Genomic DNA, 21,835 nt, shown 5'->3' with positions numbered 1-21,835 from the left:
TTCGAGCGCGGCCTTTAGCACTCGTGCAGGGACCGGCGACGTAAATCTGCATTTCGGATCGTTTCGCGGTCCGTACGAGACTTCCAAGACGCTCTATATGGGCGTCGCTCCGATTCACACAGCGACCCGACAGCGACGAAGACCATCACCATGAGCAAGCGCGCCTATTTCGGCACCGACGGCATCCGCGGCCAGGCCAACAAGCACCCGATGACCGCCGAAGTCGCCCTGCGCGTCGGCCTGGCGGCCGGCAAGCTGTTCCGCTCGCAGGACGACCGCCGCCACCTGGTGGTGATCGGCAAGGACACCCGTCTGTCGGGCTACATGATCGAGCCGGCCCTGGTGGCGGGCCTGACCAGCGTGGGCATGGACGTGCGCCTGTTCGGCCCGCTGCCGACCCCGGCCGTGGCGATGATGACCCGCTCGATGCGCGCCGACCTGGGCATCATGATCTCGGCTTCGCACAACAACTTCGCCGACAACGGCATCAAGCTGTTCGGCCCCGACGGCTACAAGCTGTCGGACGAGCAGGAGCTGAAGATCGAGGCCCTGATGGACGAGGGGCTGCAGGAAGGTCTCGCCGCCCCGCGCGACCTCGGCCGCGTCAAGCGCATCGACGACGCCCAGGCCCGCTATGTCGAGATCGTCAAGGCGACCTTCCCGCGTCACCTGTCCCTGTCGGGCCTGCGCATCGTCATCGATTGCGCCAACGGCGCGGCCTACAAGGTGGCCCCCACCGCGCTCTACGAGCTGGGCGCCGAGGTCATCAGCCTGGGCGTCACGCCCGATGGGACCAACATCAACGAGGAATGCGGCTCGACCCATCCGGACGCGATGGCCAAGCTGGTGCGCGAGTATCGCGCCGACATCGGCATCGCGCTCGACGGCGACGCCGACCGCCTGGTGATCTGCGACGAGAAGGGCCTCGTCGTCGACGGCGACCAGATCATGGCCATCATCGCCGCCGCCTTCGCCAAGGCCGGCGCGCTGAAGGGCGGCGGCGTCGTGGCCACCGTGATGTCGAACCTGGGCCTCGAGCGCCAGCTCGGCGGGCTGGGCCTGACGCTGGAGCGCACTTCGGTGGGCGACCGCTACGTCATGCAGCGCATGCGCGAGGGCGGCTTCAACGTTGGCGGCGAGCAGTCGGGCCACCTGATCCTGTCGGACTTCTCGACCACGGGCGACGGCCTGATCGCCGCCCTGCAGGTGCTGTCGGTGATGGTCGAGAGCGGCAGGCCGATGAGCGCCCTGGCCCGCCAGTTCGAACCCGTGCCGCAGCTCCTGGAGAACGTCCGCTTCGCCGGCGGCAAGCCGCTAGAGGCCAAGGCCGTCAAGGAGGCCATCGCCGATGGCGAGGCCCGCCTTAACGGGGCCGGGCGCATCGTCGTGCGGGCCTCGGGCACCGAGCCGCTGATCCGCATCATGGCCGAGGGCGACGACCCGGCCCTGGTGCGCAAGGTGGTCGGCGACATCGCCGCGGCGGTGAAGGCCGTCTGAGCACGAATATTCCGTGTGCCTGCACGAACTTGGGCGAAAAAGCGGCTGAAACCCGCCTAAAAGGCGACGGCTCAGGTTGTGTTTCGTCAGTTTCGTGACATCGTCTTCCCGTGGTTAACGGCGCGAGCCCCCACGGCGCCGAGCCACGGAGGAAACACAAGGTGTTCCATACGCATGGTTCGCGGCCTCCGGCCGCGCCCGGCCTTCTGCACAGCCGCGAGTTCCGCCGCGCCATGCTGTTCGGCGGCGCGTTCAGCGCGCTGTTCTGGCTGGCGACGGCCTACGGGGCCAGCCGGCTTCTGCTGAACCTCTGAGGCGAGGTCCGAGGGTTCTTCCGCGCCTCAGGCCGAGGCGCGCTCCACCAGGTCATAGGCTTCCAGCACGTCGGCCGGCGGACCCTCGCCGGGCGGTCGGCGCAGCGCGTCCAGCAGCAGATCCAGGGCCCGGCCGGTCATGCGGTCGATCGGCTGGCGCACCGTGGTCAGGGGCGGCCAGACGCGCGTGGCCAGCAGCGTGTCGTCGAAGCCGGCCACGGCCAGATCGCGGGGCAGGGCCAGACCCAGGCGATGGGCCACCCACAGGGCGCCGGCGGCCATGTCGTCATTGGCCGCGACAATGGCGTCGGGCGGCTGGGGCAGCGCCAGCAGCCGCTCGGTCGCGGCGAGGCCGGACTCGAAGGTGAAGCGGCCCTCGACCACCAGGTCATCTGGCAGCGACAGGCCGTGGGCCGCCAGCGCCGCGCGGCAGCCTTCCAGGCGCTCGACGCTGTCGGAATGGTCCTGTGGGCCGGCGATGACGGCGATCCGGCGCCGGCCCTTGGCCGCCAGCCGCTCGGTGATCGCGTAGGAGGCCGCGCGGTTGTCGATGCGCACGGTGATCATGTCCGGCAGGGGCGCGGCGGTGGCGATCGAGGCCGTGACAAGGCCTAGCGCCGCGAACTCGGCGCAGCCGCTCAGCACCGTGTCGAACGGCGGCAGCAGCAGCAGCGCGTCGGCGCCCGAGCGCTGCAGCGAACGGGCGACCTCCAGGGCTTCGGCCGGCGAGCCGGCCTTGCGGGTGATCAGTTGCAGCCCGCGCTCGGCGCTGGCCACGGCGGCGGCGGCCAGCACGGCGTGGATGAACATGCTGTCGACCCCGGCATAGAGCAGGCCCACCCTTGCCGGCGCGGCGCCGACCAGCCGACGGGCGGCCGAGCTCGGCACGTAGCCCAGCGCGGCGATGGCGGCCATCACCCGATCCCGGGTCCCGGCCGAGAACTTGCCCGTGCCGTTGAAGACGTTCGACACGGTCATGGCCGAGACGCCGGCCTTTTCCGCCACCTCCCTGATCGTCACCCTGGCCCGTTCGCGGGGGCGCCTGGAGCGCTGCATGGTCGTCAGGTCCTGGAGATTGGAAGGCCCACGAAACGGCGTTCCTAAAGAGGGTTGTAGTTTAACGATAAACCCAACAACGCTTCGTCGTGACTCATCATCAGCGAAGCTTGCCCATGACATCTTCCGCCGCCGCGACCTCGACCAACGCCACAGCGCCCGCCAAGAGCCATTACGTGATCCTCGACGGCCTGCGGGGCGTGGCCGCCCTGATGGTTGTCGCCTTCCACCTGTTCGAGGCCTATTCCGGCGGCAGCCCGCACAAGCAGATCATCAACCACGGCTACCTGGCGGTGGACTTCTTCTTCCTGCTGTCGGGCTTCGTGGTCGCCTACGCCTATGACGACCGCTGGAGCGTCATGGGCCAGTGGCAGTTCTACAAGCGGCGCCTGGTGCGCCTGCAGCCGATGATCATCGTCGGCGGCCTGATCGGGGCGGCCCTGCTGGCCTTCCAGCACTGGTCGCTGTTCCCCAAGCTCGACACCGTCACCGTCTGGCAGGTGATCGGGGTGATGCTGCTGGGCTTCCTGATGATCCCGATGGCCCCGTCGGCCGAGATCCGCGGCTGGGGCGAGATCTATCCGCTGAACGGCCCGCAGTGGTCGCTGTTCTACGAGTACCTCGCCAACCTCCTCTACGCCGTCGGCCTGCGGAAGCTTTCGAACCGCTGGCTCGGCGCGCTGGTGGCGGTGTCGGCCCTGGCCCTCATTGGCCTGCTGGTGCTGGGCCCGCGCGGCGACGTCATCGGCGGTTGGGCGCTGAACCTCAGCGGCGTCCACATCGGCCTGACCCGGGTGATGTTCCCGTTCTTCGCCGGCGTGCTGCTGATGCGCCTGGGCAAGCGGATCAAGGTCCGTCACGGCTTTGCGGTGTGCAGCGTCCTGCTGATCGCGGCCCTGTCGCTGCCGCGCTTCGGCGGGCCCGAGCGGCTGTGGGTCAACGGCCTGTACGAGGCGGCCTGCGTGATCCTGCTGTTCCCGCTGATCGTCGCCATCGGCGCGGGCGAGAAGGACGTCGACGGCCCCAGCGTGCGCATCGCCCGCTTCTTCGGCGACCTGTCCTACCCGCTCTATATCACCCACTATCCGCTGATCTACATCTACACCGGCTGGGTCGTGGACAAGAAGATCCCGGCCGCCCAGGGCGCTCTGGTCGGGGTCGCGGTGTTCGTGGCGGCGGTGGCGATCGCCTGGGCCTGCCTCAAGCTCTATGACGAGCCGGTTCGCCGGTGGCTGGCGGGCAGGCTGCTGCGGCGGGGGTAGGAAGCTGAGCTGGGAAGCAATACCGCCATCCCAAGCGCCCGTCATTCCCGCCCTTGTGGCGGGATTGACGGGAGGAAAGAGGAAGAGGCCTCAGAACCCGATCTTCGGGGCCTTCAGGCGGCGCTTGTTGACGTGGCTCTTGGGCGCGGGAGCCTCGATCTCCTCGGGCAGTTCGCCCTTGAAGTAGAAGCGCTGCCAGGCCTCCTTGGTGGCGGCCGGGTCGCGGGCGGCGATGCGGGCGTTGAACTCGCCGCGCTTCTCGGCCCAGACGTCGTATTGCTTGCGCATGTCGGGGTTGGAGTTGAAGTGCCGGATCACCGGCTGCACCGTCTCCAGCGGCTTGTCCTGGATCATGGTGATGAAGCAGAACGGCTCGCCCTTGGCGAACTTCACAGTGCCGGGGCGGGTGAAGACCCAGTTCATCGTGAAGGGGAAGGGCAGCCAGTCGGTCTCGACCAGGCCGGCCAGCGGCTGGATGCCGTCCTTGATGTGGTTGGGCGGGCCCATGGTCCAGATCAGCCAGTCCGGCGGCGTGCGGAACAGATAGCCGGTGTGGAAGGTGATCGTCCCGCGCGAGAAGTGCGACTTGACGAAGTCGTCGAAGCCCGGGTGCGGGTGGTCGCTCTTGAAGGTGATGTCGTTCTGGTGGATCCCGCCGTTCCAGGTGGCCTCGAAGCCGACCGGGCACAGGATCTCCCAGCCGGTGGTGTTGGCCATGGTCAGCGGCAGGCAGCGATAGGGGTGGCGGTCGGCGAAGTTGTCCATCCAGGCCCGCTGCGGGCGCCCCGGCACGATCTCGGGCGGCCGGCTCTCGGTGGGATAGCACTCCAGATACATGCCGCTTCTTTCCCGTGCTTCTTGCGCCGAACCCGGCCCTTTTCCCTGCTCTAGCCCTGCGGAGGCGTTCCCGTCCAGCCGTCGGCGTCGGCCGGTTCGGCTTCTCCGCCCGCGCCCCCCTTGCGCTGGGCCAGCTTCCGCAGCTCCTCGTCGCGGGCGGCCGTGTCCCAGGCCCCGCCGGCCTCGCCCGGACGCATGCGCGCCAGGTCGGCGGCCAGCAGCCGGTCCATGGTCTGGGCCGCGTCGCGCGAGGCCAGGATGTAGGCCTCTTCCTGGCCCCACATCGGCTTGAGATCCTCGAAGGTCTTGCGGTCGTGGCGGCGGAAGAACGAGGTGGCGCGGAAGGCCTTGTGGGCCCGGAAGCCCAGCTTCTGAAGGGCTGTCGAGCCCAGGGCCAGGGCGGCCTCGAAGGTCTCGCGCTCCACCGCGTCGGCGCCGTTGGCCAGCAGGTCGTAGGCGTGGCGGCGGTCCCAGGCGCGGGCCAGGATGATCAGGTTGGGGAAGGCCCGGCGGGCCGTCTCCACCAGCTCGGCGGTCTTCTCGCGGTCGTCCAGGGCGACGATCAGCATCCGGGCGTGCTCGGCGCCGGCGGCGCGCAGCAGATCCAGGCGCGTGGCGTCGCCATAGTGCACCCGACGGCCGAAGCGGCGCAGCAGCTCGATCTGCTCGATGTCGCTGTCCAGAACCGTCGACTTGAAGCCGTTGGCCTGCAACAGGCGGCCGGTGATCTGCCCGAACCGCCCGAACCCGGCGATGATGATGTCGGGCTCGCCCTCATCGAACTGCGGGGCCTCCGGCTCGACGTCGGGGATGGCCGCGTTCGCCAGCTCGGCGATGCGCTCGTAGAGGATCATGGCCACCGGCGTCAGGGCCATCGAGACGGCGACCGTGGCGGTCAGCAGGGCGGCCAGGTCCGCGCCGATGACGCCGGCCCCGACCGTGAAGCTCAGCAGCACGAAGGCGAACTCGCCGCCCTGGGCCAGGGCGGTGGCCACGGCGGCGGCGCTGCGGCCCTGCGCGCCGGCGATGCGGGCGATGCCGAACATCACCGCGAACTTCAGGACCATCAGGCCCAGCACGAGGGCGATCAGGGTCAGCGGCTGGCGGGCGATCAGGGTCAGGTCGATGCCGGCGCCCACGGTGATGAAGAAGAGGCCGAGCAAGAGGCCGCGGAACGGCTCGATGTCGGTCTCCAGCTCGCGGCGGAACTCGCTCTCGGCCAGCACCACGCCGGCCAGGAAGGCGCCGAGCGCCGGCGACAGGCCCACCGACTGCATCAGGCCCGCGACCCCGACCACGATCAGCAGGGCCGCGGCGGTGAAGATCTCGCGCAGGCGGGCCTCGGCGATGAAGCGGAAGATCGGCCGCACGACGAACCGGCCGCTGCCCACGACCACGCCCACCGCGCCCAGCACGGCCAGGCCCTGCGCCCAGGCCGGCAGGTGCGAGATCAGGCTGGCGCCATGGCCGCCGGCGTCGCTGGCATGGGCGTCGGGCGCCACCGTGGCCAGCAGCGGCAGGAGGGCGAACATCGGGATCACCGCCAGGTCCTGCAGCAGCAGCACGCCGAAGGCGGCGCGGCCGACCGGGCCCTGGCGCAGGCCCTTCTCGTCGAGGGTCTGCAACACGATGGCGGTCGACGACATGGCCAAAACCAGGCCCACGGCCAGGGCCGTCTGCCAGGGCAGGCTCAGGAGGTAGCCGACGACGGCCACGGCCAGGGCCGTGCCCACCACCTGGGCGCCGCCCAGGCCGAAGATCGTCTTGCGCATCTCCCACAAGGTGGAGGGGCGCACCTCCAGGCCGATCAGGAACAGCAGGATGACGACGCCGAACTCGGCGAAACGCATGACGTCGTGCTGCTCGCCCACCAGCGACAGCATGGCCGGGCCGATCAGCACGCCGGCGATCAGGTAGCCCAGCACCGAGCCCAGCCCCAGGCGCTTGGCGATCGGCACCGAGATGACGGCCGCGCCCAGATAGACGAGGGTCTGCTTGAGGAACGGTTCCATGGCTTACGCTCCCTCGGCCGCGTGGTCGGCGGCCAGCAGGGCCGACATCCGCGCCTGGTAGCGCAGGGCCTCGGCCTTCAGCTGCTCGTCGTCCTTCATCGCCGCCCCATGCACCACGAACGGCGTCTCCCAGACCATGCCGCACAGATAGGCCGTCTGCTCCAGCGGCCGCAGGAATTCGTCCAGGGTGAAGCGGTTGTAGCCCTTGGCGTGATAGGCCTGGGCTGGTCCGCCGGTGGTGCAGGCCACGAACAGGCGCTTGCCGGCCAAGGCGTCGCCGCCCAGCCCGTAGGCGAAGCCGTGCAGCCAGACGAGGTCCAGCCACTCCTTCATCAGGGCCGGCGGCGAGTACCAGAAGAGCGGGAACTGCAAGGCGATGATGTCGTGGTCGACCAGCTTCTGCTGCTCGGTCTCGATGTCGATCGAGAAGTCCGGATAGGTCTCGTACAGATCGTGGAAGGTGACGCCGGAAAGGGCCTTGGCCGCCTTGGCCAGGGCGCGGTTGGCGCGCGAGCGTTCAAGCGCCGGATGCGCCAGGGTCAGCAGGGCGCCGGCGGTGGCGGGCGTCACGATCGGGGTGTTAGGGTCGCTGGTCACGCGTAATCGCCTACCGTGGTCGCATGACGGGAAAATTTATTCATCAAGGCTTGAATTTCTCCGGCCGGCGGGCGAGAGCAGTCGGCGAACGTCGCTCCGGGAGGAAGCATGGTCGACAAGGTGAAATCCGACGCCGCAGAAGCGTTGGCGGGTCTGCTGTTCGACGGCATGACCATCATGGCCGGGGGCTTTGGTCTCTGCGGCATTCCCGAAAACCTGATCGCGGCGATCCGCGAGACGGGGGTCAAGGACCTCACGGTCATCTCCAACAACTGCGGGGTCGACGGATTCGGCTTGGGCATCCTGCTGGAGAACCGTCAGATCAAGAAGATGGTCTCGTCCTATGTGGGCGAGAACAAGCTGTTCGAACAGCTATACCTGAGTGGGGAGCTCGAACTGGAGTTCAATCCGCAGGGCACGCTGGCCGAACGCATCCGCGCCGGCGGCGCGGGCATCCCGGCCTTCTTCACGCGCACCGGCTACGGCACCCTGGTGGCCGAGGGCAAGGAAACCCGCGAATTCGACGGCGAGATGTACGTGATGGAGCGCGGCCTGACCGCCGACCTGTCGATCGTCAAGGCCTGGAAGGCCGACGCCGAGGGCAACCTCGTCTACCGAAAGACCGCCCGCAACTTCAATCCGATGATGGCCACGGCCGGCAAGGCCACCGTCGTCGAGGTCGAGGATCTGGTCGAGATCGGCGCGCTCGACAAGGACAACATCCACACCCCCGGCATCTTCGTCGACCGCCTGATCAAGGGCGCCAGGTTCGAGAAGCGCATCGAACGCGTCACCACGCGTCCCCGCGAAGCCAAGGAGACCGCGTAATGGCCTGGACCCGCGACGAGATGGCGGCCCGCGCCGCCAAGGAGCTGCGCGACGGCTTCTACGTCAACCTCGGCATCGGCATCCCGACCCTGGTGGCCAACTACATCCCCGAGGGCATGCACGTGACGCTGCAGAGCGAGAACGGCATGCTGGGCATGGGTCCCTTCCCCTATGAGGGTGAAGAGGACGCCGACCTGATCAACGCCGGCAAGCAGACGATCACCGAGCTGGATAGCAGCTCGTACTTCAGCTCGGCCGACAGCTTCGCCATGATCCGTGGCGGCCACATCGCCCTGTCGATCCTGGGCGGCATGCAGGTCTCCGAGACCGGCGACCTCGCCAACTGGATGGTGCCCGGCAAGATGGTCAAGGGCATGGGCGGGGCCATGGACCTGGTGGCCGGCGTCAAGCGCGTGGTGGTGGTGATGGACCACTGCGAGAAGTCGGGCGCGCCCAAGCTGCTGAAGGCCTGCTCGCTGCCGCTGACGGGCGCCGGCGTCGTGGACCTGCTGATCACCGAGCTCGGCGTCTTCGAGATCAACCGCGGCAAGACCCCGGTGAAGCTGATCGAGCTGGCCCCGGGCGTGTCGGTCGACGAGGTCAAGGCCAAGACCGAGGCCGTGTTCGAGGTGGCTCTCTAATTCCCTCTCTCTGAGAGAGAGGGAGGGGCCCACGCCGAAAGGTGTGGGAGGGTGAGAGGTTTCACCCTTTGCAGGAAGGTCTCGGGCCTTGTAGCTAGCGCGGGCGTTTGACGGCGCCTCGTCCTGGGAAGCCGTTACCCCTCACCCTCCCACCGCTTCGCGGCGGGCCCCTCCCTCTCTCAAAGAGAGAGGGTTCCCGTCGGGCGTCCGCAACCCGCCCGCGTTCGGAGCCGACCCATGCGCGACTACTTCACCCTGATGGCCGGCTACAACGCCTGGGCCAACGCCCGCATGCTCGACGCCTGCGAGGCCCTGCCGCCGGGCGCCTTCACCGCCGAGCGGGGCGGCTTCTTCGGCTCGATCGCCGGGACCCTCAACCACCTGCTGGTCACCGACCGCATCTGGACGGCGCGCCTGGCCGGAACGCCGTTGCCGTCCTACGGCCTCGACACGCTGCTGTTCACGGATCTCGCCGAGCTGCGCGCTGCCCGGACGGCCGAGGACGCGGCCCTGGTCGCCTACATCGCCGGCCTTGCCGACGAGGCCTGCGCCGGCGAGTTCCGCTGGACCCGCAAGGCCGACGGCGTCGAGGTGGTCGGGCCGCTGTGGAAGACCCTGGCCCACCTCTTCAACCACCAGACCCATCACCGCGGCCAGGCCCACGACCTGATCGGCCAGGCGGGGCTGCAAACCCCGTCGCTCGACCTGCCGGTCTACCAGCGCGAGGCCGGGGCCTGAGGCGTTAGCGTACCCCATAACTCCCGTCATTCCCGCCCCTGTGGCGGGAACCCCTGGTTCCGCTCGCATGTGAAGCGCCGGCGGACTGCTTGGCAGTCCGCCACCCCCGGCCCTTGCGGCTGATGGAGGGCTTCCCGCCACAAGGGCGGGAATGACGGGAGAGGGGGAGGGCGGATTAGAGCGCCAAGAGACTTCGCCCCCTCAATTCACGCCTGTAGCTCCACCCCCTGGATGTGCTAGATCGCGAGCATGAAACGCGCCGTCGAGCACCGTATCGGGGTCCAGGCCCCCGCCGAGATCGTCTGGGAAGTCGTGTCCGAGTTCGAGCGTTGGCACGAGTGGAACCCGCTCTACGTCAAGGCCGCCGGCCAGCTGAAGATCGGCACCGCCCTGACCCTGGAAGAGGCCATCGGCGATCGCCCGGTCAAGGTGATCCAGCCGGTCGTCCAGGACTGGGTGCCGTTCGAGCAGCTGCACTGGCGCTCCCAGCGCCTGGGCGGCTTCGTCACGGCCATCCGCTATCTCGAGGTCGAGAACATGGGCCCCGAGAGCGCGACGTTCTCGAACGGCGAGCTGTTCATGGGCTTCCTGGTCAAGTGGATCTCCAAGGACGAGCGCCGCGCCCTGAAGAGCGCCTTCACGGCCATGGGCGAGGCGGTGCGTGATCGCGCCGAGGCCCTCTGGCAAGCGCGCGCGGTCGCCCCATCTGAAGTCGGATGATCGACGATCTCTACAGCGCCAGGATCCTCAACCTCGTGGCCAACATGCCGCGGGCCGGGCGCCTGGCCGCGCCGGACGCCAGCGCCGATCGCACGGCCAAGCTGTGCGGCAGCCGGATCATCGTCGACGTCGTGGTCGAGGACGGCAAGGTCGCCGACTTCGCCCAGGAGGTCAGCGCCTGCGCCCTGGGCCAGGCCAGCGCCGCTGTGCTGGGCGCCCACGTGATCGGGGCTGATCTTGCCGAACTTGAGTTGGCCCGCGACGCCCTGGCCGCTATGCTGAAAACGAACGGTCCGCACCCTGCGGGCCGCTTTGCGGAGCTCGCCGTGCTGGAGCCGGTCAAGGACTATCCCGCCCGTCACGCATCGACGCTTCTGGCGTTCGAGGCCGCGGTCGAGGCTGTCCGGAAGGCCACAGGGGCGACCCAAACGCGAACTAGCCGCGCCGGCGCCGCTTGATCGGTTTCTCGCGGGTGCGATAAGTGCCCGACTCCGTTCGCGAAAGCGCCGGCATGAGCCTTTATCACCGCGTCGTCGACTTCGGCCTGCGCGCCTACAAGTTGACGCTCTCGCCTCTCATCGGGCGCCAGTGCCGCTATCTGCCGACCTGTTCGGAGTATGCGGCCCAGGCGCTCAAGGATCACGGACCCGCCAAGGGGTCCTGGCTCGCGCTGGGACGGATTTGCCGATGCAATCCGTTCGGGGGCTGGGGGTACGACCCGCCGCCTCCGCCGCGCGAGCCGCGCAAGTGGATGTGTGAAGAATGATCGATCTGGTTTTCCCCGACGGCTCCTCCCGTCAGTACCCCGACGGCTCGACGGGGCGGGACGTGGCCGCGGCCATCTCCAAGTCGCTCGAGAAGAAGGCCCTGCTGATCAAGCTGGACGGCCAGGTGCTCGACCTCGACCGCGCCCTGACGCCCGACCTGCTGACCGGCGAACGCAAGTTCGAGATCCTGACGCGCGAGGCCCCCGAGGCTCTCGACACCATTCGCCACGACACCGCCCACGTGCTGGCCGAGGCCGTGCAGGAGCTGTTCCCCGGCACCCAGGTGACGATCGGCCCGAACGTCGAGGACGGCTTCTACTACGACTTCGCCCGCGACGAGCCGTTCAGCCTGGACGACTTGGCGACGATCGAAAAGCGCATGAAGGAGATCGTCGACCGCGACGAGAAGATCACGCGCGAGGTCTGGGACCGCGACGAGGCCATCAAGCACTTCGACGAGATCGGCGAGCAGTACAAGGCCCAGATCATCCGCGACCTGCCGGGCACGGATACGATCACGGTCTATCGCCAGGGGAACTGGAAGGACCTCTGCCGCGGCCCGCACCTGCCGTCGACCAAGCACGTGGGCAAGGCCTTCAAGCTGACGAAGCTGGCCGGCGCCTACTGGCGCGGCGACCAGAACAACGCCCAGCTTCAGCGCATCTACGGCACGAGCTGGGCCTCGGAAGCCGATCTCGAGGCCTATCTGAAGCGCATCGAGGAAGCCGAGCGGCGCGATCACCGCAAGCTGGGCAAGGCGCTTGGCCTCTTCCACATGCAGGAAGAAGGCCGGGGCATGGTCTTCTGGCATCCGAAGGGCTGGAAGCTCTGGCAGAACCTCGAAGCCTACATGCGCCGCAGCCTCGACCGCGCCGGCTACATCGAGGTCAAGACGCCCCAGGTCCTGGACAAGACCTTCTGGGAGAACTCGGGCCACTGGGACAAGTACCGCGCCAACATGTTCGTCTGCGAGACGGTCGAAGGCGAGATCCTGTCCCTCAAGCCGATGAACTGCCCGGGCCACGTGCAGATCTGGAACGTCGGCCAGCGCTCGTATCGTGAGCTGCCGATGCGTATGGCCGAGTTCGGCGCCTGCCACCGCTACGAGCCGTCGGGCGCCCTGCACGGCCTGATGCGGGTGCGCGCCTTCACCCAGGACGACGCCCACATCTTCTGCCGCGAGGACCAGATCGTCGAGGAGACCGAGCGCTTCATTCGCCTGGCGCAGATGATCCATGCCGATCTCGGCATGACCACCAAATACATCGCGCTGGCCACGCGTCCGGAACTGCGCGCCGGTTCGGACGAGTTCTGGGACAAGGCCGAGGGCATGCTGGCCGAGGCCGCGCGCCTGGCCGGCGTCGAGCCGGTCATCGCCGAGGGCGACGGCGCCTTCTACGCGCCCAAGCTGGATTTCATCGTCCAGGACGCCATCGGCCGGGAGTGGACCTGCGGCACGCTGCAGCTCGACTACGTCCTGCCGGAACGTTTGGACGCCGAGTACGTTGCCGAGGATGGATCCAAGAAGCGGCCGGTGATGCTGCATCGCGCGATCCTGGGGTCGTTCGAGCGGTTCATCGGTATTCTGTTGGAAAACTATGCGGGCCACCTGCCGCTTTGGCTGGCGCCGACGCAAATCGTTGTGGCGACGATTACGTCGGACGCTGACGATTACGCGCGCACTGTCGTCGAGCGGTTGACGGCCATGGGATTGCGCGCGGAGGTCGACCTGCGTAACGAGAAGATCAATTACAAGATTCGCGAGCATAGCCTCGCCAAGGTTCCTGTGATCGCGGTGGTCGGACGTAAGGAAGCGGAGACGGGCCAGGTGGCCCTGCGGCGCCTGGGCGGCGAGGGTCAGCAGATCCTCTCGCTCGACGAAGCGCTGTCCGTGCTCGTCCAGGAAGCCACGCCCCCCGACCTCGCTCGCGCCCGCGCGCCGCAATCCACGCGGGAGCCTGTCCAGGTCTGACATGAACAGCATTCTCCCGTCCTTCACGGTGCTCGCCGCAGGCGCGCGTCCCGCCAAGCCCTTGGTCTCGGTGGTGATGGTCGTCTATTGGACGGGAGAGGCGCTGGTCGAAAGCATCCGCCACGTGCTGGCCGAGCCGATGGTCGACGAGTTCGTCATCGTCGATAACGGCTCGCCGCCGGAAGACGTCGACATGCTGCGGGCTCTGGGCCTGACCGAACCGCGCGTCCAGCTGGTGCAGGGCCACGGCAATGTCGGTTTCGCCAAGGGCGCCAACCTGGGCGCCTCGGTGGCCCAGGGCGAATACCTGATCTTCCTCAATCCCGACGCCAACCTGCAGCCCGACTGCGTGCCGTCCATGGTCTCGGCCTTCCGCGGCCAGCCGGTGCCGACGGTGATGGGCGCGCGGGTCATGAACATCGACGGGACCGAGCAGCGCGGCGGTCGTCGCGGCGAGGTGACGCCGGTCACCACCCTGCTCAGCCTCTCGCAGCTGAGCCAGAAGGTGGCGCGCTTCAAGCGCTTCGAGATCCACCGCGAGCACGAGCCGCTGCCGGCCGAGCCGACCCAGATGCCCACCATCTCGGGCGCCTGCTTCGCCCTGCGACGCTCCGACTTCGACTCCCTGGCCGGTTTCGACGAGGGCTACTTCCTGCACGTCGAGGACGTCGACCTGTGCTGGCGCGCCCGCCAGGCCGGCGGCCAGGTGCTGTTCCACCCGAACGCGCGGGTCATCCACCTGGGCCACACCAGCCTGGAACATCCGGTCAAGGTCGAGTTCCACAAGGGCGTGGGCCTGGCGCGCTACTTCATCAAGCGGGCCGACAACATCCAGCGCTACGTGCTGGCGGTGATGCTGGCCCCGCTGATCCTGGGCCTGTCGGTCTGCCGGCCCGCCATCAACGCGCGCCTGCGCAAGGGCTAGGTCCCGATCGGCCGGTCCAGCCGTCCGGCATAGCCGAAGATCACGCCCAGCCACGGATGGGCGACCAGAACGCGGAAGCGGCCTTCGTTCATGTCGCCGGCGGCTCCAGCACGAAGCGGGCCCGCTGGGCCGGCGTCGGGACCATGCAGGTCGTACGCTTGCCCATCAGCCGGTATCGGTTGGCGGCCAGCCAGTCGTAGCCGGCGTCCAGCCAGGCCTTGGGCGCCAGGCCGACCACGGCCGCCAGCCATGACCACGGCGCGCCCAGGCGGCGCAGCAGGGCCAGGATCGCGGCGCTCTTCTCCAGCGCCCGGCCGCCGTCGAGATAGAGGAAGCTGGCCGGATGGTCCGGGTCGATCCCGTGGGCGATCGCCAGGGCCCGGCCGTAGTCCGACTGGATCGGCGTGAAGCGCATGATCCCCTTGCGGTCGATGGCCAGCACCGCCCGCACCGAGCCCGAACACAGGTTGCAGACCCCGTCGAACAGCCACAGCGGCTCGGACCCGATGATGGGCGCGCTCATCGGCGGGGCTCCAGGCATTCGCGCTTCAGGGCCTGCAGGGCGGCGGGCACATCGCGCCGCATGGCCGCCGCCGCCATGCCCGCCGGCAGGCCGAACGGGGCGCTGACCTTGTTCTCGTAGACCACCCGGGTGGCGGTCCCTTCGTCCAGCGGGCTCAGCAGCCACTGGCCCTCGCAGTCGTCGATGTCGCCGCCGATGCAGCGGAAGCCTATGCGTCGGCCAGGCTCCAGCTCCAGCCGCGACACCGAGCGGAGCATGGGCGAGAACAGGCCGCGCTTGATCCAGTGCTCGCGGGTCTCGGTCCGGCCGTCAGGCGAGCGTTCCAGCACCGTGCAGCGCTTGACGCTGGGGGTCATGCGGGCGGCCAGGCTGCAATCGAGGATGGTGCGCCACACGCGGTCGGGCGGGGCGGGGATGTCGATGGCGGCCCGAACCTCGCCGCGCCCGTCGGCGCCGGCCCGGACCCTGGCCGCCACGCCGTCCCCCGCGACCGCCGGGGGCGTCGCGGCCAGCCAGATCAGGGCGAGGGCCAGGCCATGCATGAACCCAGGCTAGAGGGTTTCCACCCCCGCCGGAAAGCCGCTTTCGCGCTTCGGCTCACCGCTTCAGCGTGGTCGCGCCGTTGGCGTGCCAGGCCCAGGCGTGCTGGATGATGTCGTCCAGCCCGTAGCGCGGGGTCCAGCCGAGGAGGGCGCGGGCCTTGTCGCTGTCGGCCACCATGATCGGGGCGTCGCCGTCGCGGCGGGCGACGGTCTCCAGCGGGAAGTGACGGTTGGAGCGCCGCTCGACCGCCGCCACCAGTTCGCGCACCGAGGTGCCCTCGCCGGTGCCCAGGTTGAAGGCCGTGCTTTGCTTGCCGTCCAGCAGCCACTTCAGCGCCGAGACGTGGGCGTCGGCCAGGTCCAGCACGTGGACGTAGTCGCGGATGCAGGTGCCGTCGCGGGTGTCGTAGTCGCTGCCGAACAGCATGAACTTGTCCCGCTCGCCGCGCGCCGCGGCGATGGCCAGGGGGATGGCGTGGGTCTCGGGCTCGTGCCTCTCGCCGATGCGGCCTTCCGGATCGGCGCCGGCGGCGTTGAAGTAGCGCAGCACCACCGAGCGGAAGTCCTTGTAGCGGTCCATGTCGCGCAGGATTTCCTCGACCATCAGCTTGCTGCGGCCGTACGGATTGAGCGGCGCCTGCGGATGGTTTTCGTCCATCGGCACGCGCACCGGCGCGCCGTAGGTGGCGCAGGTCGACGAGAACACCAGCTTGTCGACGCCCGCGCGGCGGGCGGCCTCGATCAGGGTGATCGCGCCGCCGACATTGTTGCCGTAGAACGGGCCGGGCTCGGCGATTGAGAAGCCCACCTCGATGAAGGCGGCGAAGTGGATCACCGCCACGGGCTTGTGCTTGGCGAAGACCTCGTCGAGGCGGGCGGCGTCGTTGATGTCGCCCACTTCCAGCGGCCCCCACTGGACGAAGCTTTTCCAGCCGTTCGACAGGTTGTCGTAGACCACGGGCGTGTAGCCGGCCTCGGCCAGGCGCAGGCAGGTATGCGAGCCGATATAGCCCGCGCCGCCGGCCACGAGGATGGCTTGGCTCAAGGTCGCGCTCCGATTTCCATTACGAGTCCGCAGGTTGCCCCGGCTCCCTTCTTGGCGTGGGGCCGGGCGGGGTCAAGGGGGAAGGTTCGATCAGAAGGCTTCGGCCAGGATCGTGCCGTCGGGCATCAGGGCCGCGCGCTTGAGGCCGCTGGAGGCGAACGGCATGGCGACGTTGCCGTCGCGGTCCACCGACACCAGGCCGCCGTGCCCGCCCAGTTCGGCGACGCCCTGGATGGCGCCCGCGGCGGCCTCGTCCAGGTCCTGGCCGCCGAAGCGGATGCGATGGGCGATCTGCGCGCCCACGGCCGTACGGATGAAGTATTCGCCCTGGCCGGTGCACGACACCGCCGCCCAGCCGTCGGCCCAGGCGCCCGCGCCGATGATCGGGCTGTCGCCCACGCGGCCGGGCAGCTTGCCGAACACGCCGGCGGTCGAGGTGGCGGCGGCCAGGCGGCCGTCCCGGTCCAGGGCCACGCAGCCGACGGTGCCGGTGGGCAGCCCGCCTGGCGGCGCGTTGTCCTCGAAGGCGCCGGCGCGGGTGTAGTAGGTCTCCGGATCGGTGATCGTCTCCAGGCCCTGGGCGCGGGCGAAGGCCATGGCGCCCTCGCCGGCCAGCATCACGTGCGGGGTCTGGTCCATCACCGCCCGGGCGGCGCGGATCGGGCTGGCGAAGCCCTGCAGCGCCGCCACCGAGCCGGCGCGGCTGGTCGCGCCGTCCATCAGGCTGGCGTCCAGCTCGTACTCGCCGTCGGCGTTGGGCGAGGCGCCCTTGCCGGCGATGTAGAGGCCCGAGGCCTCCAGGGCCGCGACCGTTTCGACCACCACGTCCAGGGCTGGAGCGCCCGCCGCCAGCCGGTCGCGGCCGGCCTCGATCAGGCCGCGCATGTGGGCGATCTCGACCGAGTAGTCATGGCCGCGCTTGGCGCCGGCGCCGCCGTGCAGGGCGAGGGTAAAACGTTTGTTTGACATTTGGCTTTCTCGGTCGTCGCGCCTGCGCTAGCGTCGGCCTTCTAAACAAAGAGACTGGGAGAAGCGAGATGAAGGCGGTGCTCAGCAAGGTGGTCGGCGGCCCCGAGACCCTGGTGCTGGAGGAACTGCCCGATCCGGTCCCCGCGCCCGGCCAGGTGCTGATCGACGTCAAGGCCTGCGGGGTCAACTATCCCGACCTGCTGATCATCCAGGACATGTACCAGTTCAAGCCCACGCGTCCCTTCGCCCCGGGCGGCGAGGTCTCGGGCGTGGTCGCGGCCCTGGGCGAGGGCGTCACCAGCCTGTCGGTCGGCCAGCGGGTGCTGGCGTCCACCGGCTGGGGCGGCATGGCCGACAAGCTGGCCGTCGAGGCCGCCCGCTGCACGCCGATCCCCGACGCCATGCCCTTCGACGAGGCGTCGGCCTTCATCCTGACCTACGGCACCTCGTACTACGCCCTCAAGGATCGCGGCTTCCTCAAGCCCGGCCAGACCCTGCTGGTGCTCGGCGCGGCCGGCGGCGTGGGACTGGCGGCGGTGGAGCTGGGCAAGGCCATGGGCGCGCGGGTCATCGCCGCCGCCTCCAGCCAGGAGAAGGTCGATCTCGCCATCTCGCGCGGGGCAGACGCCGGCGTCGTCTACGCCCGCGGCCCCTTCGACAAGGACGGCCAGAAGGCCCTGGCCGACCAGCTGAAGGCCGCCTGCGGCCCCAATGGCTGGGACGTGGCCTATGACGCCGTCGGCGGCGACTATTCCGAAGCCACCATCCGCGCCGCCGGCTGGGGCGGCCGCATGCTGGTGATCGGCTTCCCGTCGGGCATCCCGAAGATCCCGCTGAACCTCACCCTGCTGAAGTCGTGCGACATCGTCGGCGTGTTCTGGGGCGCGGCCGTGGCCCGCGACCCGGCCGGTCACGCCGCCAATGTGCGCGAGCTGATGGACCTCTACGCCGCCGGCAGGATCAGGCCTTACGTCTCCGAACGCTTCCCCCTGGCAAAGGCCGGCGACGCCATCGCCCACCTGGCCAGCCGCAAGGCCATGGGCAAGGTCGTGGTGACGGTGGAGTAGGGGGCTCCGTTAACGTCGCCTCGCACCGACTGCGTCATCCCGGAAACGGCGCAGCCGTTATCCGGGATCCAGGCGACTGGGTGCGGCGTTAATCGCCGCTGCCCGTCCGCTCGGTCGGCGTCGTGGGGCGGCCCCTGGGTCCCGGCTCTCCGCTACGCTTCGGCAAGGATGACGGGGAAGGTCGTGGTTAAGCCTTCGCAAATCACCCCGCTGCCGTCCCGTTCTGAAACAACAGTAAAATCATACGGTTAAACGGTCGGTAAGGACGTCCCTTAGCAAAGCGGTTAGGTCACCTGGGCTATTGCTGCTCTTCGAATAGTCGGAGGCGGCGTTCAGATGTTCCTTCCTGCTCGCGACGCGTTTCCCGTGGAGGCGCGCCGCCCTTACCGCATGAACCGTCGACCCGAGGAGCGCGTGAAGGTGCTCGGGGGCGAGATGGATCTCGTGCGCCCGGAAGAGGTCTTCCACTTCGTGGCGGGCCGGATCGCGGGCGGCAAGGGCGCGATCGTCGCCAATCACAACCTGCACAGCCTCTACCTGCTGCAGAAGGACCCGCAGGTCGTCGACTTCTTCAAGGCCGCCGAGCTGATCGAGGTCGACAGCGTGCCGCTGATCTTCTGGGCGCGCATCGTCGGCCGGGCCAGCCGCCGCTTCCATCGCTGCACCTATCTCGACTGGCGCAACGACTTCTGGGCGCGGGCGACCAAGGAGAACTGGAAGGTGTTCTTCGTCGGCGGCGCCCCTGGCGTGGCCGACAAGGCGCTGGAAAACATCCGCCGCGATTGGCCAGGCGCCCGGGTCGAGAGCCACCAGGGCTATTTCGACGTCACGGACGGTTCGGCCGAAAACGAGGCGGTGGTCGCCAAGATCAAGGCCTACAAGCCCGACATCCTGTTCGTCGGCATGGGCATGCCGCGCCAGGAGAAGTGGCTGCTGGAGAACCACAAGAAGCTCGACCCCTGCGTCGGCTTCACGGTCGGCGGCGCCTTCGACTACGAGGCCGGCGTGCAGCTGGCCGCGCCGCGCTGGATGGGCCAGGTGGGCATGGAGTGGCTGTTCCGGCTGATGGCCGATCCCGAGCGGCTGTTCACCCGCTATTGCGTCGAGCCCTGGCACCTGTTCGGTCCGGCCATGGTCGACGCGCGCAGGGCTCTTGCGCGGCAGCTGAAGCCGGGCAAAAAGAAGAACGCCGTTCCTCCGGAGGCCGCCTACCGGCGCGCCACCGATCTCGCGCTCAAGCCTTAACCTGACGTCCGTGGGGGACCCATGGGTTTGAAGATCGACAAGAAGCCGCGTCGCCGCGCCACCGAGCAGCCCAACGCCTGGCAGCGCGTCTGCGCCATCTTCGGCCTGGCCGGCCTCGTCCTGGCCTGGGCGGTGATGCTGGTTCCGTGCGCCCTGTGGCTGCTGTTCAGCCTGGTCGTCCGCCGGCCCGCGCAGGGCCGTTCGCCGTTCGGCCGCGCCTCGGCCGCTGACGCAGCGTAAGGCTGGCCGCTCGCGGCCGCCCGTCCCATGATCCTCCCGCGCTAAGCGGCCCGCTTCCAGAGGCCGCGCGCCAAAAGGGAGGATGCCGCATGGGCGGACGTCTGGACGGCAAGGTCGCCGTCGTCACCGGGGCCTGCTCGGGCATAGGCCTGGGAACCGTCGAACTGTTCGTCGCCCAGGGCGCGAAGGTCGTCGCCGCCGACCTGCAGGCCGAAAAGGGCGCGATCCTCGAGCAGCGCTTTGCTGACGCCGTGCGCTTCTCGCGCTGCGACGTCACGGTCGAGGACGACATCGCCGCCGCGATCGGCCTGGCGACGCGGGCCTTCGGCGGGCTCGACATCCTGTTCAACAACGCCGGCCACGGCGGCGCCCACAATGGCGTGGCCGACATGACCGGCGAGGCCTGGGACGCCACCTTCGCCGTGCTGCTGCGCGGCCCGGTGCTGGGCATGAAGCACGCCCTGCCGGCCATGCGGGCCCGCGGCGGCGGCTCGATCATCAACACCGCCTCGATCGCCGGCCTGCAGGCGGGCTTCGGGCCGCTGGCCTATTCCTCGGCCAAGGCGGCGGTGATCCACATGACCCGCTGCGCGGCGGCCGAACTGTCGCCGCTGGGCGTGCGGGTCAACGCCATCTGCCCTGGCCTGATCGCCACCTCGATCTTCGGCGCCTCGATCGGTCTTCCCCGTGAAGTCGCCGACCAGATGGCCGCCCGCGTCGCCGAGGTCGGTCCCAAGATTCAGCCGATCGCCAAGGCTGGCCTGCCCGAGGACATCGCCGCCGCGGCCCTCTACCTGGCCAGCGACGACAGCGCCTTCGTCAGCGGCACGCACATCGTCGTCGACGGCGGGATCACCATCGGGCCGCGCAGCAGCTGGGACACGCGCACGCCTTCGCCGATCCTGGCGGCCATGGGCGTCTCGCCCGAGCAGGCCGAGGGCATGCGCGCGGCGATGATCGCGGGGCAGGCGGCGGAGTAGGGGGCTAGCGGCCGTAGAAGTCGGCGTACCAGGCCGCGAAGCGCTGGAGGCCTTCCTCGACGCCGACTTTCGGCTTGTAGCCTGTCAGGGCGTGCAGTTTCGAGACGTCGGCATAGGTGGCCGGCACGTCGCCCGGCTGCATTGGCAGGAAGACCTTCTCCGCCTGGCGACCGATGGCGGCCTCCAGGGCGGCGATCATGTCCATCAGGCCGACGGGGTTGCTGTCGCCGATGTTGTAGACCTCGTGCCCACCGCGCGGCGGCGGGTTGTCGAGCACGCCGACGATGCCGTCGACGATGTCGTCGATATAGGTGAAGTCGCGAGCCATCCTGCCCTCGCCATACACCTCGATCGGCTCGCCACGCAGGATCTTCTGGGTGAAGCTGAAATAGGCCATGTCCGGCCGGCCCCAGGGGCCATAGACCGTGAAGAACCGCAGGCCCGCCTGCGGGAAGCCGTAGAGGCTGGCGTAGCTCTGGCTCAGCAGTTCGCACGAGCGCTTGGTGGCCGCGTACAGCGACACCGGGGCCTCGGCCGGATCGGTTTCCTTGAAGCCCTCGCCGGCCAGCGGCCGTTCGCCGTAGACGCTGCTCGACGAGGCGTAGACCAGGGCCTCGACGCCGCCGTGGCGGCAAGCCTCCAGCACCGACAGGTGGCCGGCCAGGTTCGAGCGCTCGTAGGCGAAGGGGTTGTCGATCGAGTAGCGCACCCCGGCCTGGGCGGCCAGGTGGACGATCCGCCTGGCGCCCGACGACGTGACCAGAGCCAGCAGCGCCTCGTGCTCGGCGATGTCCATGCGGATCATCTCAAAGCCCGGGCGGCCCTCCAGGCGCGCGGCGCGGGCGGCCTTCAGGGCCGGGTCGTAATAGGCGTTGAAGACGTCGACGCCGATCACCGTCTCGCCGCGGTCCAGCAGGCGCTCGACCACGTGCATGCCGATGAAGCCGGCCGCGCCGGTGACGATGACGGGACCCGCGCTCACGCCCCGCGCCCCACCGAGGCGTAGGTGAAGCCGTGGCGGACCATTTCGTGGGGCTTGTAGACGTTGCGCAGGTCGA

26 protein-coding genes are annotated in these 21,835 nt (G+C 69.1%); 15 read left to right on the top strand and 11 right to left on the bottom strand.

The window, feature by feature from the left end; all coding sequences use genetic code 11:
* The first annotated feature begins 150 nt into the window (after positions 1-150).
* Positions 151-1,497, top strand: a complete 1,347-nt coding sequence (gene glmM / locus V6S85_RS15870) for a phosphoglucosamine mutase (protein ID WP_334349526.1) — start codon at positions 151-153, stop codon at positions 1,495-1,497.
* A gap of 161 nt (positions 1,498-1,658) precedes the next feature.
* The gene (locus tag V6S85_RS15865) at positions 1,659-1,811 is read left to right on the top strand and encodes a hypothetical protein (protein WP_164467283.1); all 153 of its coding nucleotides are present in this window, start codon (positions 1,659-1,661) and stop codon (positions 1,809-1,811) included.
* 27 nt (positions 1,812-1,838) lie between these two features.
* Here V6S85_RS15865 and V6S85_RS15860 read toward each other — a convergent pair whose 3' ends face one another.
* Positions 1,839-2,867 (bottom strand): LacI family DNA-binding transcriptional regulator, encoded by a 1,029-nt coding sequence (locus V6S85_RS15860; protein WP_334349525.1) that lies wholly within the window; start codon positions 2,865-2,867, stop codon positions 1,839-1,841.
* Positions 2,868-2,983: 116 nt separating this feature from the next.
* On the opposite strand from V6S85_RS15860, the gene V6S85_RS15855 reads away from it, so the two are divergent.
* On the top strand, positions 2,984-4,129 hold the full coding sequence (locus tag V6S85_RS15855; RefSeq protein WP_334349524.1) for an acyltransferase family protein: 1,146 nt from the start codon (positions 2,984-2,986) through the stop codon (positions 4,127-4,129).
* A 90-nt stretch (positions 4,130-4,219) separates the two neighbouring features.
* Here V6S85_RS15855 and V6S85_RS15850 read toward each other — a convergent pair whose 3' ends face one another.
* From V6S85_RS15850 to kefF, 3 genes are read right to left on the bottom strand one after another with little or no spacing between them, the layout of a single operon-like run.
* Positions 4,220-4,966 (bottom strand): DUF6065 family protein, encoded by a 747-nt coding sequence (locus V6S85_RS15850; protein ID WP_058348387.1) that lies wholly within the window; start codon positions 4,964-4,966, stop codon positions 4,220-4,222.
* A gap of 50 nt (positions 4,967-5,016) precedes the next feature.
* Positions 5,017-6,978, bottom strand: a complete 1,962-nt coding sequence (locus V6S85_RS15845) for a monovalent cation:proton antiporter-2 (CPA2) family protein (RefSeq protein WP_334349523.1) — start codon at positions 6,976-6,978, stop codon at positions 5,017-5,019.
* A gap of 3 nt (positions 6,979-6,981) precedes the next feature.
* The gene (gene kefF, locus V6S85_RS15840; RefSeq protein ID WP_165828835.1) at positions 6,982-7,575 is read right to left on the bottom strand and encodes a glutathione-regulated potassium-efflux system oxidoreductase KefF; all 594 of its coding nucleotides are present in this window, start codon (positions 7,573-7,575) and stop codon (positions 6,982-6,984) included.
* 108 nt (positions 7,576-7,683) lie between these two features.
* Between kefF and V6S85_RS15835 the strand changes: the two genes are divergently transcribed.
* The 8 genes from V6S85_RS15835 to V6S85_RS15800 all read left to right on the top strand — a co-directional run bounded on the left by V6S85_RS15835 (position 7,684) and on the right by V6S85_RS15800 (position 14,166).
* Positions 7,684-8,403 carry a CoA transferase subunit A gene (locus tag V6S85_RS15835; protein WP_334349522.1) on the top strand — a complete coding sequence of 240 codons (720 nt, stop codon included), beginning with the start codon at positions 7,684-7,686 and terminating at the stop codon, positions 8,401-8,403.
* Positions 8,403-9,044 carry a 3-oxoacid CoA-transferase subunit B gene (locus tag V6S85_RS15830; RefSeq protein ID WP_116567784.1) on the top strand — a complete coding sequence of 214 codons (642 nt, stop codon included), beginning with the start codon at positions 8,403-8,405 and terminating at the stop codon, positions 9,042-9,044. The genes V6S85_RS15835 and V6S85_RS15830 overlap by 1 nt, the downstream gene beginning before the upstream one ends.
* Positions 9,045-9,281: 237 nt before the next feature.
* Positions 9,282-9,782 carry a DinB family protein gene (locus tag V6S85_RS15825; RefSeq protein ID WP_334349521.1) on the top strand — a complete coding sequence of 167 codons (501 nt, stop codon included), beginning with the start codon at positions 9,282-9,284 and terminating at the stop codon, positions 9,780-9,782.
* 249 nt (positions 9,783-10,031) lie between these two features.
* Positions 10,032-10,502 (top strand): SRPBCC domain-containing protein, encoded by a 471-nt coding sequence (locus V6S85_RS15820; protein WP_116567788.1) that lies wholly within the window; start codon positions 10,032-10,034, stop codon positions 10,500-10,502.
* The gene (locus V6S85_RS15815) at positions 10,499-10,960 is read left to right on the top strand and encodes an iron-sulfur cluster assembly scaffold protein (protein ID WP_116489026.1); all 462 of its coding nucleotides are present in this window, start codon (positions 10,499-10,501) and stop codon (positions 10,958-10,960) included. The genes V6S85_RS15820 and V6S85_RS15815 overlap by 4 nt, the downstream gene beginning before the upstream one ends.
* A 53-nt stretch (positions 10,961-11,013) precedes the next feature.
* On the top strand, positions 11,014-11,268 hold the full coding sequence (gene yidD / locus V6S85_RS15810) for a membrane protein insertion efficiency factor YidD (RefSeq protein WP_101713535.1): 255 nt from the start codon (positions 11,014-11,016) through the stop codon (positions 11,266-11,268).
* Positions 11,265-13,241 carry a threonine--tRNA ligase gene (thrS, locus tag V6S85_RS15805; RefSeq protein ID WP_116567792.1) on the top strand — a complete coding sequence of 659 codons (1,977 nt, stop codon included), beginning with the start codon at positions 11,265-11,267 and terminating at the stop codon, positions 13,239-13,241. The genes yidD and thrS overlap by 4 nt, the downstream gene beginning before the upstream one ends.
* A 1-nt stretch (position 13,242) precedes the next feature.
* Positions 13,243-14,166, top strand: coding sequence for a glycosyltransferase family 2 protein (locus V6S85_RS15800; protein ID WP_101716376.1), 924 nt, complete (start codon positions 13,243-13,245; stop codon positions 14,164-14,166).
* Here the strand turns inward: V6S85_RS15800 and V6S85_RS15795 are convergent.
* From V6S85_RS15795 to V6S85_RS15775, 5 genes are all read right to left on the bottom strand, one after another.
* Positions 14,163-14,258 carry a DUF4166 domain-containing protein gene (locus V6S85_RS15795; RefSeq protein ID WP_243410551.1) on the bottom strand — a complete coding sequence of 32 codons (96 nt, stop codon included), beginning with the start codon at positions 14,256-14,258 and terminating at the stop codon, positions 14,163-14,165. The two genes, V6S85_RS15800 and V6S85_RS15795, sit on opposite strands and share 4 nt — an antisense overlap.
* Complete coding sequence (locus V6S85_RS15790; RefSeq protein ID WP_334349520.1) at positions 14,255-14,689, bottom strand: thiol-disulfide oxidoreductase DCC family protein; 435 nt, start codon at positions 14,687-14,689, stop codon at positions 14,255-14,257. Before V6S85_RS15790 ends, V6S85_RS15795 begins: the two co-directional genes overlap by 4 nt.
* Entirely contained in the window at positions 14,686-15,231 is a 546-nt protein-coding gene (locus V6S85_RS15785) for an SRPBCC family protein (protein WP_116567796.1), read from the bottom strand. Before V6S85_RS15785 ends, V6S85_RS15790 begins: the two co-directional genes overlap by 4 nt.
* 55 nt (positions 15,232-15,286) lie before the next feature.
* Complete coding sequence (gene galE, locus V6S85_RS15780; protein ID WP_334349519.1) at positions 15,287-16,276, bottom strand: UDP-glucose 4-epimerase GalE; 990 nt, start codon at positions 16,274-16,276, stop codon at positions 15,287-15,289.
* Positions 16,277-16,366: 90 nt separating this feature from the next.
* A complete protein-coding gene (locus V6S85_RS15775; protein ID WP_334349518.1) occupies positions 16,367-17,245 on the bottom strand; it encodes an isoaspartyl peptidase/L-asparaginase family protein in 879 nt (292 codons plus the stop codon).
* A 68-nt stretch (positions 17,246-17,313) separates the two neighbouring features.
* Between V6S85_RS15775 and V6S85_RS15770 the strand changes: the two genes are divergently transcribed.
* The 4 genes from V6S85_RS15770 (at position 17,314) to V6S85_RS15755 (ending at position 20,777) form a co-directional block, all read left to right on the top strand.
* Positions 17,314-18,312 carry an NADPH:quinone oxidoreductase family protein gene (locus V6S85_RS15770; protein WP_334349517.1) on the top strand — a complete coding sequence of 333 codons (999 nt, stop codon included), beginning with the start codon at positions 17,314-17,316 and terminating at the stop codon, positions 18,310-18,312.
* A gap of 336 nt (positions 18,313-18,648) precedes the next feature.
* On the top strand, positions 18,649-19,557 hold the full coding sequence (locus V6S85_RS15765) for a WecB/TagA/CpsF family glycosyltransferase (RefSeq protein WP_116567804.1): 909 nt from the start codon (positions 18,649-18,651) through the stop codon (positions 19,555-19,557).
* Between the two features lie 21 nt (positions 19,558-19,578).
* Positions 19,579-19,797 (top strand): hypothetical protein, encoded by a 219-nt coding sequence (locus tag V6S85_RS15760; RefSeq protein WP_116567806.1) that lies wholly within the window; start codon positions 19,579-19,581, stop codon positions 19,795-19,797.
* 89 nt (positions 19,798-19,886) lie between these two features.
* Positions 19,887-20,777, top strand: a complete 891-nt coding sequence (locus V6S85_RS15755) for an SDR family NAD(P)-dependent oxidoreductase (RefSeq protein ID WP_334349515.1) — start codon at positions 19,887-19,889, stop codon at positions 20,775-20,777.
* Between the two features lie 4 nt (positions 20,778-20,781).
* On the opposite strand, the gene V6S85_RS15750 is transcribed toward V6S85_RS15755, so the two are convergent.
* Together V6S85_RS15750 and V6S85_RS15745 are read right to left on the bottom strand one after the other, a co-directional pair.
* Positions 20,782-21,759, bottom strand: a complete 978-nt coding sequence (locus V6S85_RS15750) for an NAD-dependent epimerase/dehydratase family protein (protein WP_334349514.1) — start codon at positions 21,757-21,759, stop codon at positions 20,782-20,784.
* Positions 21,756-21,835: hypothetical protein (locus V6S85_RS15745; RefSeq protein ID WP_334349648.1), on the bottom strand; the 80-nt coding region annotated here is incomplete at its 5' end. The genes V6S85_RS15745 and V6S85_RS15750, both read right to left, overlap by 4 nt.

The sequence above is a fragment of the Caulobacter sp. CCNWLW153 genome, from assembly GCF_036889365.1.
In the GTDB taxonomy this organism is placed as follows: Bacteria; Pseudomonadota; Alphaproteobacteria; order Caulobacterales; family Caulobacteraceae; genus Caulobacter; species Caulobacter radicis.
This window is presented reverse-complemented; position numbering and strand designations above follow the sequence as displayed.

Coding starts and splice junctions, on each gene's coding strand:
- V6S85_RS15790 (WP_334349520.1), bottom strand. CDS start 14,689: ATGAGCGCGCCCATCATCGGGTCCGAGCCGCTGTGGCTGTTCGACGGG.
- V6S85_RS15775 (WP_334349518.1), bottom strand. CDS start 17,245: ATGTCAAACAAACGTTTTACCCTCGCCCTGCACGGCGGCGCCGGCGCC.
- V6S85_RS15795 (WP_243410551.1), bottom strand. CDS start 14,258: ATGAACGAAGGCCGCTTCCGCGTTCTGGTCGCCCATCCGTGGCTGGGC.
- V6S85_RS15830 (WP_116567784.1), top strand. CDS start 8,403: ATGGCCTGGACCCGCGACGAGATGGCGGCCCGCGCCGCCAAGGAGCTG.
- V6S85_RS15785 (WP_116567796.1), bottom strand. CDS start 15,231: ATGCATGGCCTGGCCCTCGCCCTGATCTGGCTGGCCGCGACGCCCCCG.
- glmM (WP_334349526.1), top strand. CDS start 151: ATGAGCAAGCGCGCCTATTTCGGCACCGACGGCATCCGCGGCCAGGCC.
- V6S85_RS15850 (WP_058348387.1), bottom strand. CDS start 4,966: ATGTATCTGGAGTGCTATCCCACCGAGAGCCGGCCGCCCGAGATCGTG.
- V6S85_RS15845 (WP_334349523.1), bottom strand. CDS start 6,978: ATGGAACCGTTCCTCAAGCAGACCCTCGTCTATCTGGGCGCGGCCGTC.
- V6S85_RS15770 (WP_334349517.1), top strand. CDS start 17,314: ATGAAGGCGGTGCTCAGCAAGGTGGTCGGCGGCCCCGAGACCCTGGTG.
- V6S85_RS15820 (WP_116567788.1), top strand. CDS start 10,032: ATGAAACGCGCCGTCGAGCACCGTATCGGGGTCCAGGCCCCCGCCGAG.
- V6S85_RS15800 (WP_101716376.1), top strand. CDS start 13,243: ATGAACAGCATTCTCCCGTCCTTCACGGTGCTCGCCGCAGGCGCGCGT.
- V6S85_RS15860 (WP_334349525.1), bottom strand. CDS start 2,867: ATGCAGCGCTCCAGGCGCCCCCGCGAACGGGCCAGGGTGACGATCAGG.
- V6S85_RS15815 (WP_116489026.1), top strand. CDS start 10,499: ATGATCGACGATCTCTACAGCGCCAGGATCCTCAACCTCGTGGCCAAC.
- V6S85_RS15765 (WP_116567804.1), top strand. CDS start 18,649: ATGTTCCTTCCTGCTCGCGACGCGTTTCCCGTGGAGGCGCGCCGCCCT.
- yidD (WP_101713535.1), top strand. CDS start 11,014: ATGAGCCTTTATCACCGCGTCGTCGACTTCGGCCTGCGCGCCTACAAG.
- V6S85_RS15835 (WP_334349522.1), top strand. CDS start 7,684: ATGGTCGACAAGGTGAAATCCGACGCCGCAGAAGCGTTGGCGGGTCTG.
- V6S85_RS15855 (WP_334349524.1), top strand. CDS start 2,984: ATGACATCTTCCGCCGCCGCGACCTCGACCAACGCCACAGCGCCCGCC.
- V6S85_RS15760 (WP_116567806.1), top strand. CDS start 19,579: ATGGGTTTGAAGATCGACAAGAAGCCGCGTCGCCGCGCCACCGAGCAG.
- V6S85_RS15825 (WP_334349521.1), top strand. CDS start 9,282: ATGCGCGACTACTTCACCCTGATGGCCGGCTACAACGCCTGGGCCAAC.
- thrS (WP_116567792.1), top strand. CDS start 11,265: ATGATCGATCTGGTTTTCCCCGACGGCTCCTCCCGTCAGTACCCCGAC.
- V6S85_RS15755 (WP_334349515.1), top strand. CDS start 19,887: ATGGGCGGACGTCTGGACGGCAAGGTCGCCGTCGTCACCGGGGCCTGC.